Here is a 10,898-nt window from a genome sequence, read left to right as displayed (position 1 = left end):
CAACTTGATATTTTTGAAGTGGGAGTCTTACGGACGGTTGCTCCGGGATGAAAAATCACTTTCTAATGATGGGATATTTTTCATAAATTACTTAAATACGATACCAATTAGTACCTATGCTCCCTTATTCGTAAAATGGATTCGATCATCGATTCCGGAATGATTAAATAATTTGTTTGTAGTTTCTCTAAATCTCTATTTCTATCATTTTTTTGCACTTATGACATCAAATCAATGACAAGTAGTTTATTTTCTTTAAGAAAAGTTATCATCTGATTTATATAGGGGGGAATATCATCTACACCATTGTCCTTTTTAAAAATAAAAAGTAGGTACAGGTGTAATTAATATTGGGGTTGTTTTACATTATTGAATTTTTTTCATAACTAATAAAGGCTCTGACTCTTGGAATATCAAAAACTTATCCTTCCCAATACTATATCAAAAGGCCGAAAATTCACCCTATACACATTTAAGGGCAGCTTCAAAATAAGTTTTCTGAACTTACAAGGAAAGCAAGACGTTGACATGCTTATGCGTGTCAACGTCTTTCCCTGCTTACATCAACCAGGTTCTATTCAATTCTAACGGGGAAGTTTGAACTTCCCTATAGTCACTAGTTTGACCAATTGGCTTGCTGGCGTCCGCACCTAATTAGTAAAAACTTCATCTAATACCTCACTCGCATAACTCAATGCGAGGAATATATTTAAGCTCCACTGAGCAACAACATTTGTTGTTATCCAAGGGATTTCGAGTAAAGTTCGATAACTTGTTCCTTCTACTGGTGATATCGGTAATGGCACTCCGCTTACCTTTTGATCCAATAAATGTTTCCATGCAGTTTTCGCCAAAGTTAGGTCATGATCATATTTTGCGCTGTATGCCATTAAGCCACTTGCAAACATTGGCCAATGAAAGTGGTTGTTAGTTAGTTTCCCTCCAGAGAATTTCTGCTTTTCTTCATTAGTCATGGCGTACACGCGACCGAATTCCGCCACCATATTTTTGAATGTCTGATCATCTAGTAGATCAACTAACTCTAGCCAGACCTGCGGTGCCCCAAAAGCGATAATCATATGGTATCCACCTTCATTACCCGTATCCATATAAATCATTTTTGATCGTTTTGGATCATATTGATAGGTGGGCCCAGAGAGTAACCGATGCGGAGTCTTCTTAATATCATTTAAACTCTGCTTGATTTTATCTAAATACACTTGATTCCTAGTACGCTCATAATAGCTCATCCAGTTTGATGTTAAACTGGCCCAATCAGGACCAACACGAGCATGAGTAAGCTTATCTTCCCGCTGATAAAATTCACGCATCGGATCTAAACGATCTAGTGCTTGATCGGCATCTTTCACCTCATCTAATAACTCGAGCATACGTTCATCAGCTGTTAAATAATAATAATATTTATAAAGACAAGCCATGCTTATCCTCAGTTCTTTACACCCACAACCCCAGTGACTTACATTATGTCTGGAACCTAAACCCTCAAACTCACCAAGATGATAACGATCCACTTCACTGTTATGTCGTGTCATCGCTTCTACCATTCGAAAAATACTGGCATCACCAGTTCGAAAAAAGCTATACCATAGCCACAGGTTCGGAACTAGTTCTGTATTTTGCCAGGCATAACCACCTAAATCATAAAACCATTGTTTTCTCGCATGATCGTAACTATGCATCACATCTCCATAATGCCAATACCCGTACCATTCTCGTTGTTTGATTTCGGCCTGATAAAAACGAACCAAATCATCTAATGCCTTTTCAATAAACTCTTTCGCATGAGAGGAGGTATCTACTAAAGGCCATGTTCCTGTAGCTTTTGTTTTGTAGTAGTATTCAGGGTTTGTTACAACTAACGTCGGTCTTTCTACATAGTTACTGAATTCTGTTAATGCTTGATCACTTGGTGGTTCATCAAACAATTCCAAATATGCTTCCGATGTGTTCGCGACTCCTACAGGTGTTGCTCGCATTTCAGGGAATCCCTCATAAGCACTCTCCACATGAGTTTCTTTTGAATAATGCCGTAAATCCATCGCTTTTGCTTCCGGCGAATAGAACCATAGACTGTATGTTGTATTCGATTCATTGATCTGTTCAACTTGAAAGCCAGTAGGATACTTCTCTTTGAAATCTTTGATTCCTAGTGCAATACCACCATGATCATCTCCTGCATATATAACACCATCCGCATTTTTCAAGGTTGGAATCTGTTTCCAACTACAAGTTTTATCAGTTCGTTTTTGTACAAACGAACGATCGATTGCTTGTTGAGTAACCATAAAATCTTGCCATATAGCATTACCAAATGCTTCTTGATAGATTTCTTGGTTGTCAACATCAAGGGCTTCCCCGCGGAGTTGTTTGTTATATAATTCTGATTGTCTAAATCTCCTTGATGCTAATAACTGTGCGGGTTCGTTATAGACCCCTTCCGTCGTTGTGATTCTGACATGCCGATTAAAGGAGGAACCGCTAAGTTGTCGATGAAACTGAAAACCTAAGCCTTTTATTTGCTCTTCTAGTGATTCGTCATTATAGAGAAAGGTATGTACCATTTTTACTTGCTTGCTATCTTTATAGAAAATCAAGCGTAGCGTAAACAAAAAGCGATCATCTTCATCTAGTGCGCCATCAATTTTTATCGTCGCTTGAATTGGCCCAGATTTCTCGATGATTGTATTTTTAATTTTACTAATTAATGGCTTTCTTTTTGTAAGTACGCCTTTACTCGTTTCTTCTGTTGATTCTAAACTACTCACCAGGCGTCCTTGAGACAATAGGATGCGGCCATTGTAGTCTTTGATCCATTGAATAATATCTTCGCCTTGTTTAGCGATGCTAATGACTAAATTTCCAGTATCGATTTTAACAGAAGACGAATTTTCTTCAACAACGAGTTTATTGTGGGAAAAAACAGCCATATCATTCAAGGTATTCGCATCTTGCTTCGATGCATCTGTAACAAATGCATGCCCTGACCACTTAATACTTCCGTCCGGCCAGTATGCAAGTGGCCAACTTTGGACAGCTTGTTGATTGATAGGCAATTCACTGATGGTTTTATACATCCCTTTTACCCATGGATAACCAAAGGTGACTCCTTCTAACTTTGTCGGACGTAGATCCAGCCATTGTAATTTCATAAAAAGCACCCCCATTTAACTCGTCTTGTTTTTGCGCTCTTCCTCTACCATCCGATCGTTCATTGTAAAAAACGAATACGTGATCCCCATGATTCCATAGGCCAGTCCACTTACTGCCAATAACAAGGAGAACGGATATAATCGATAACTTAAATAACCAATGATCACTATCCAAAACGCATTGAGCAGTGTTGGGACCAAATTTCCCATCATTAGCGTTATTGCTTTTGTTACATATTCATACATGCGTAGTTCGTAATGGACATATAGTGGAAAAATGTAGGAAATGATTATACAAGCTAAAACAGCAATGACAATCGTTGCACCACTTATGATTTGAAAAATTAATTCCGGCTGAATAGAAGCATATCGATAATTAACAAGTAGGATATAGCCAAACAGCATAATGAATATGGCTAACACATTACCACGAACAAAATTTTCTTTATACGTACGAAAATAAAATGTAAAGGTAAAACGATCATCACCCATTTTATTCATGAGTGTTTTTCTAATCGTTGCATATAAAGCAATCGTACTCGGTCCGATCCCAAAAAGACCTAAACCGATAACCATAAAACTAAACCATAAAATATTCAAATAAAGCAATTGATAGATAAATTCAATCCCACCATAAACTTTACCTAAGGAGCCATTTGGTTTCATATCATTCACCCCAACTTTAATGTTTTAGTATGTTTCCGCTTGGTATACTTGTAATCTTCTATATCTCGCTTTCATCGGTGCCATTTGTCTGAACCCAATCTTACCCGCTGAAAGTAGCGATCCGTATGTATACCCATCATCCTCCCATTCAAGAACAACTAAATCATCAATCGAGAATTGGATATAGTGATCAAACTTAACAAGTCGCAATCGATAGTCTTCTTTAGCGTCGGCAACGGTTGGAATAGGATCGGCTCCTTGAGCAACTAAATGAAAACCAGTGCTCTTTCTTAAATTACATGTACAGAATTCACGCTCGTCTTGCCATTTACGTCTAAAATAAGAAAGGTGATACGTGTGAATATCGCTAGAATGATATTGTGGATAATGTCCCGTTCTTTTTTTTAAGTGCTCACTAAAAAGATCTTCACCTCGCTCACCAGTTGCCGAAAAAAACAACATGCATAACCCAGGTTCTTCTATTGGCGTAAAACTCCACTCTATCATGATTCGATCTGGGAAATCTTTGTTCAACCAAAACAACCAATGAGAAAAATCTCCGTTCACCCCCGAGCTTTTTTTAGCAGATAGCATCAAGCCCTCATCAGTAATCTGATAATCTACTTCTCCTTCTGCCACGAAATCCGCTAAATCTGCCATGGTTTTGAAGTGATTTTCATATAATAACGAACCTTTTTTAAAATGAAAGTGTTGCATCATTGACCTCCTTCTTCGGGCTTCCGCTCATTTCGATACGCTTAATTAATCAGTTTTAATTGAACCAGTTATCGCAGTCAAATGAATATTGTCTTCTATCATAGGGACAGTTCTGATATTCGTGTTTCAGGCAATTGGCTAAAGTAGAATCACCCATGATGAATTGTTACCAAACTATCCCCTTTAAAAATCTTTGATCAAGTGCTATGCGTTGTTGCGATACCTACCCGGTGTTACATTGGTATGTTTTTTAAAGATACGGTTAAAGTAACTGTGACGATACCCGACAGCTTCGGCAACCTCTTGTACCTTCAATGTTGAACTCGTAAGCAATATTTTTGCTTTCTCAATTCGATAGCGTGTTAAATATTCAATAAAGTTTTCTCCCTTACCTTGTTTGAACAATTTACTTACCGTATAAGCAGTAAAACCCAATTCTTGTGCACACTGTTCCAAGGAGATATCCTCTTGGTAGTTTTCATGAATATAATCTGTTACCGCTTTAACGATATAATCTTGTTTGGATAATGATTTACTCTCCATTTTTAATAGGTAAGGCTTAATCATACAATCAATAATTAAATACTTTAGTCGCCCAATATCATAACTTTGCAAAATATCTTTAAGAATATTTTTCCCTTTATAAATAGCCAATGGGTACATACCATTTTTTAATATTTCTGTATGAATCGCTCCATATAATTGAATAAATCCGTATTGAATCGATCCATCATTATCTTCCTTTATTTTCTCGATAAAATCATCGATCAATTGGTTAATTAGTGCGTGATCAAACTGAGCGATGGCTTCAAGAATTTTTTTCTCTGTATCAAACGGATACATTACTTGCGGTTCTTTATTCGTCTCAATTTTTTTCGGCATTTTAATCAAGATCGATCGATAACCTAACAATTCTTTATACTTTCTCTGCCTTATCTCTTCTACTGCCAGTGGCAATTCAATCACGTGATAAACAGACTGACTTAAATACATCGTTACCTGCCCATATTGATCTAAATTGTTGATTTTTTCATAAAGCTTCGTTACCGCTTCTTCTAACTCTTGATCATTTTCTGTTATCACGATCATTCCAAAAAAACGATCATTGAAAGGGATAACAAAATGTTTTAGCGGAAAAACCTCTGCAATAATACTCAATAATTGATTTTGGTTTTTCTTCGTTTCGGTTGCAATATCAACATAAGCAATTTTCCGATCATCCATTATGACATTGTATTGCTTTAATTTTAATCGCAATTCTCTTTCCGGTTCTTCATTTAAGTAACCTTCTATTAGTTGAAAAAATAAATTACTAATCAGCTTTTCGTTTAATATGTCTGCATGAAACTCTAATGCTTCTTTTTCTTCATTTAGTTTTAACCAGTTCGCTTCTATTAAACTTAATTCATCTTTCTGCGTATTCCCGTGTCCTGTGATCGCCTGTAAAAGTTTATTGATCGGGCGATACATCGATCTAAATGTTAAATTGGCAACCACAATGGAAATGAGCAAAACTACTAAACTGGCGATCACAATCGTTCTAGATAAGTTGATAATCGGAGCGGTAATGCTTGAAACAGGCACTGCAGAAATGTATGTCCACGTTGAGTTTACTCGATTTAACGTTCCTTTTTTTACGGAATATTCGATGTCATTAAAATTGATTGTTTGTAATATCTTTGTTGGATGATCACTTGCCATTATTTCCTCATAAAAAACAAGATCACTTTGTTCTTCTGTAATTACGACACCCGAATTTTCTTCAACCAAAAAAGAGAAGCCTTCTGTCGATAAACTTAAACCAGCAAGCATCTGTAATACTGCCTGGTGATTTAATTCTACTATGATAGACGCACTGTTCAGGTCCTGATCGTAGCTGTAAGTAGGAATGTTTTTTACCAATACTAAAGGGAAAAAAATATGACCATGATCATCAAGTTCATGACGAGTGGTCCAATAGAAGGCATGTTCATGATGCAAGTAATCTTGATAGATCGATAATTTTTCTTCATCATCTACCCATCGATATTGTGGATTAAAAACAGCCGGTCGTCGTTCAAGATTGACAAATAAATGAATTCTTTCAATTAAACTATTACCATTTTGCTTGGAAAATAATGAAGAACGAATCTCTGACGCAAGCTCGTATTCTTGTTGGTAATTAATAAGGTGTAAATCTTGGGCAAATAAGCTCTCGTGTGACCAGTAATTTAAATTCATTTCCAAACTTCGCATCTGTGAATTGATATAGTCGACTTGGTTCGTAATTTGTTGATTGTGGGCATCGATCAAGGACTCTCTTAAATGAGTAACCCCAAACACATGTATGATTGAACCGATTAATAAGCTAGGAACACTTAAGACAATAAGCAGTATAACTACTTGCTTCTTGTAATAGCTCACGCCAAATTTCGGCATAGGAATGGTGCTACTCTTTAATCGTTGTAGTATCTGCCACAAAGCAATCACCTTCCACTTATTTATTTCCGTTCAATCAACTGTACTCTTGGAATAGGAATCTTCATATATTCTTCATCAAAACCAATATAAAAACTTGGGTGTGGTGGCTGATTATAAGCGACATTTTGCCAGGCGATCGCTACCCGGTATTGACTGTCGTGCATTAAGGCATACAATCGATGCGGACTATAATCTGTCGTCATATAGACACGTAATGCGCTTGAATCTTCTAATCGCCAGATAACCTCCTCCCGCCAATCACCAAATAGATCTGCTTGTAAATTCGGATTTCCTTTTGTTCCATTATTAGATAAAGTGCCCTCTGCACGAAGCAATAAATCTTGCGTTCCCTTTTCCCAATTCCACTTATAAATCGTTCCAACACCGGCTTCTATTTCTGGATTAAATTCATGATCGACTATTTCACGGCCCAAATCACCATCCCACCAAATCACAAAGTTAGCTGGTAATACAGGTCCGTCAACCACTTTACCTTTTGTTGTATAAAAACTCTCTGTTTCTTCTATTCTATGATGACCTTCAGGGGCATATCCCCATAATTGAGCTCCTTTGTAACGGGGATCAATATCAGCAGCCACCCCTCGCCCAATGTCTTCCGATGGAGATGGGATACTAAATAATACTTTTCCTGTCTTGGCATCATGAATTTCAAAGCCGTGCTCATGTGGACTTTCTTCATGGGTCATAAATATTTCTAATCCTGGATTATCTAAATCAAAATCTCCGACATGAAGTGCATCTCCATGCCCAAAACCTGTCGAATATAATAATGTACCATCATGATCAATCACAGCTGAACCATAAACAATTTCATCGAATCCATCTCCGTCAACATCTGCTACACTTAACGAATGTGCTCCCTGCCCAGCTAATTTGGGTTCGTCATGTTCAGAATCGATTACCCAACGTTCCACTAGTTTTTTATCGATTACATCGTAGCTAACTATAACAGCACGAGTATAGTAACCACGACAAACAATCGCACTGGCGTTTTCTCCATCTAAATACGCCACACCACCTAGATAACGATCAATCCGATTCCCATCATAATCTCCCCAGCTTCCGGGTTCCCCACGATCTGGTTTGTAGGGAATCGTATCGAGGGCTGCACCAGTTTCCCCATCAAATAACGTTAAAAACTCATCCCCTTCATGAATAAAGCCTTTTTTGTTACGATAGTCTTTCTGTTTATCTCCAATAATCTGACCTAAACCATCCACCGTACCATCAGCTGTTTTGCAAATCAGTTCAGCAATACCATCTCCATCAAAATCATAAACAAGAAACTGTGTATAATGTGCACCAGATCGAATGTTCACGCCCAAATCAATTCGCCATAATCTTTCTCCTTCAAGCGTATAACAATCAATCAGCGTATTCCCTGTATAACCATCATGCGCATTGTCTTTCGCGTTACTCGGATACCACTTTACAAAAATCTCATAACGTCCATCTCCCGTTACATCTCCAATGGATAGGTCGTTTGCAGAATAGGTATACGTCTTTCCGTCTGGCGTTACGCCATCTTCTGGCTTATCCATTGGAATATCAAAGTAGTTTTGTTCTAATACAGATGCTTCCTTACTCATTTCTGTATAATCGCCTTGTTTTACTTCTATGTTGTAAACGCTGTCAATTTTCCCATTACGATCTAGATAATTTGTATTTTCAGTATTTGTTTGCTTATGAATCGGTTGTTGGTCTCGATAAATGATGAACTCGGCATCGGTAAATTCTGTGATAAATAATCGCCAACTTAAATAAATCCCTTCCACTGTTTTCACAGCAACTAATCCTCGATCAAGTGTTTCTAACTTGCGTCCTTTATTAGAATCTGCCATGTATACCCCTCCATAACTTATCTTTGTTTGCATTCCATAAGTAACCAGTGGAGATTTGTTAAATTGCCCCACTGGTTAAGCTACTATTTGCTAACTAATTCAATTTCCCCTGTCGCTTTTCCTTCCGTTTCAAAAATGATTAATGTATTTGTACCTTTTTTCAAAATCGGTGCAGGAACGTATAATTTTTCTTGAGGTCCTGCTTCATAAAAGCGCCCTAAATGAAAATCATTCATTATCGCTATGCCTTTTCCCCAGTCTTTTAAAGACAAATACGTATCAGCGATTTCCTCTAACTCAAATTCCACTAAATAAAATGCAGGGGTACCTGAAGAATAGGCAGCAGAAAAATCAATATCCTCTACATTATCAAGTGGTAAACAAAAATGTTCCCATCCTGTTTGTTGGTACTCATCAAGCATAACCGCTTTCTTAATACCTTTTCGTTGATCATTTAAATAAGGACCAAAATTTGTCCGCCCCATATTCTCCACTAAAATATCGAGGTGATTATTTACGGTATTGTCTAATTGAATTTTTTTCACTTCATGAAACGATTCTCGATAAGCAGTCCATTGATGTTTTTCATTTAAATACACTTGTGCACGGTCATCCACATCAATTAATTTAATTCGTTGTTCAAAATCACTTGGTCCGAGATTGCTTCGGTATAAAATATATCCATAGCCTTGATCTACATCTTCCATCGTTAATGGGTAATCACTGTAAACAGGTGTCGCTATTTTATCGAGGGTACGAAACAAACTAACCTTTTCTTTCACTTTAAACGTGCCATATGCTTTCGTTTTCGTTGTCTTAGGAACATCGATTGGATCGAGACGATGTTTACGATATTTTTCTATTATTTTTCTAAATTCATAATAACTATTTTTCAACGAACCATCTTCACTAATCGGTGCCCCATAATCATAAGAGGTAGTCGCTGGTGCATACGTTTCAGAGAATTTATCGTCTGTAATTTTCTCATAATAGTTCGCACCATTCATGAAACCAAAATTCGTGCCACCATGAGCCATATAAATATTGATATGTCCTTCTGATAACATGTCATCAAAGTCTTTTAAAATGGGTTCAAGCGCTCTTTTTTCCTCTTGACCTCCCCAAACGTTAAACCAACCAATCCAAAATTCCATCGTCATCCAAGGTCCATTCGGTCGATACGCTTTTAAATGAGCTAAACGTTCTTTAAGGTTTGTTCCACAATTTACAGTTGGTGTTACTTCCTCTGGTAAGGAACCCGCTTTTAAAATACTTGGTCGAGTACTATCAGAGGTAACGATTGGTACAACAACACCAAGATTTTTCATTAGATCTACTAATGCTTTAATATATCCCTTTTCATTACTAAAATAGCCATATTCATTCTCGACTTGCATTAAGATAATGGGACCATCGTAATTAATTTGATAAGACTCCAGCCTACGGAATAATTGCTCAAAATAATCTTGAACATGCTTCATATAAATCGGGTCTAATGATCGGACACGTAGATTGCGGTCTTTTAATAACCAATAAGGAAGTCCACCAAATTCCCATTCCGCACAAATATAGGGCGAAGCACGTAAGATTACGTACAAGTCCAGTTTCTTCGCCAATTCTAAAAAAGCAAATAAATCTGCTTGACCCTCAAATTGAAAGGTCCCTTTTTCAGGTTCGTGTATATTCCATGGTACGTAAGTCTCAATTGCATTACAGCCCATTTGTTTGATCTTTGTTAGTCGATCTTCCCAATATTCCGGCACAATACGAAAATAATGGATGGCGCCAGAAATTATTTTTATCGGTTGATCCCCTATGTATATATGTGGATCATCTTTTATTAAACAGTGCATAAACGCTCTCCTTTCACCTAATCAATTTATCGAATGGAGAACCGAGAAAGTTCCCCAGGTTCTTTAAGACCTTCTACAAGATGTTTGCATGGCACTCCAATTATAGACGGTCGCTTTCCACTGGTGCGGCCTCAGACGGTTGCTCCGGGATAAAAGAATCACGGCAAACT

6 protein-coding genes are annotated in these 10,898 nt (G+C 37.3%); all 6 read right to left on the bottom strand.

The annotated features are described in order from the left end of the window. Nucleotides 1–650: 650 nt before the first annotated feature. Nucleotides 651–3,170 carry an exo-rhamnogalacturonan lyase family protein gene (locus OWO01_RS14110; protein WP_268781107.1) on the bottom strand — a complete coding sequence of 840 codons (2,520 nt, stop codon included), beginning with the start codon at nt 3,168–3,170 and terminating at the stop codon, nt 651–653. Between the two features lie 15 nt (nt 3,171–3,185). After that, nucleotides 3,186–3,836: a YesL family protein gene (locus OWO01_RS14105; RefSeq protein ID WP_268781106.1), complete on the bottom strand. Its 651-nt coding sequence runs from the start codon at nt 3,834–3,836 to the stop codon at nt 3,186–3,188. Nucleotides 3,837–3,860: 24 nt separating this feature from the next. Then, nucleotides 3,861–4,553 carry a DUF1961 family protein gene (locus tag OWO01_RS14100; RefSeq protein ID WP_268781105.1) on the bottom strand — a complete coding sequence of 231 codons (693 nt, stop codon included), beginning with the start codon at nt 4,551–4,553 and terminating at the stop codon, nt 3,861–3,863. Nucleotides 4,554–4,757: 204 nt separating this feature from the next. Continuing rightward, nucleotides 4,758–7,013: a helix-turn-helix domain-containing protein gene (locus tag OWO01_RS14095; RefSeq protein ID WP_268781104.1), complete on the bottom strand. Its 2,256-nt coding sequence runs from the start codon at nt 7,011–7,013 to the stop codon at nt 4,758–4,760. A 20-nt stretch (nt 7,014–7,033) separates the two neighbouring features. Beyond that, entirely contained in the window at nt 7,034–8,875 is a 1,842-nt protein-coding gene (locus tag OWO01_RS14090) for a rhamnogalacturonan lyase (RefSeq protein ID WP_268781103.1), read from the bottom strand. A gap of 83 nt (nt 8,876–8,958) precedes the next feature. Next, a complete protein-coding gene (locus OWO01_RS14085) occupies nt 8,959–10,728 on the bottom strand; it encodes a glycoside hydrolase family 35 protein (RefSeq protein ID WP_268781102.1) in 1,770 nt (589 codons plus the stop codon). Between the last annotated feature and the right edge of the window lie 170 nt (nt 10,729–10,898).

It is taken from the genome of Natronobacillus azotifigens (genome assembly GCF_026805325.1).
In the GTDB taxonomy this organism is placed as follows: Bacteria; Bacillota; Bacilli; order Bacillales; family Amphibacillaceae; genus Natronobacillus; species Natronobacillus azotifigens.
Note: the sequence above shows the minus strand (reverse complement) of the source record. Positions and strands in the feature narration are given on the sequence as shown.

What these genes read in the sequence shown, in the direction of transcription:
- OWO01_RS14105 (WP_268781106.1), bottom strand. Translation starts at nt 3,836, where the DNA reads ATGAAACCAAATGGCTCCTTAGGTAAAGTTTATGGTGGGATTGAATTT.
- OWO01_RS14110 (WP_268781107.1), bottom strand. Translation starts at nt 3,170, where the DNA reads ATGAAATTACAATGGCTGGATCTACGTCCGACAAAGTTAGAAGGAGTC.
- OWO01_RS14100 (WP_268781105.1), bottom strand. Translation starts at nt 4,553, where the DNA reads ATGCAACACTTTCATTTTAAAAAAGGTTCGTTATTATATGAAAATCAC.
- OWO01_RS14090 (WP_268781103.1), bottom strand. Translation starts at nt 8,875, where the DNA reads ATGGCAGATTCTAATAAAGGACGCAAGTTAGAAACACTTGATCGAGGA.
- OWO01_RS14085 (WP_268781102.1), bottom strand. Translation starts at nt 10,728, where the DNA reads ATGCACTGTTTAATAAAAGATGATCCACATATATACATAGGGGATCAA.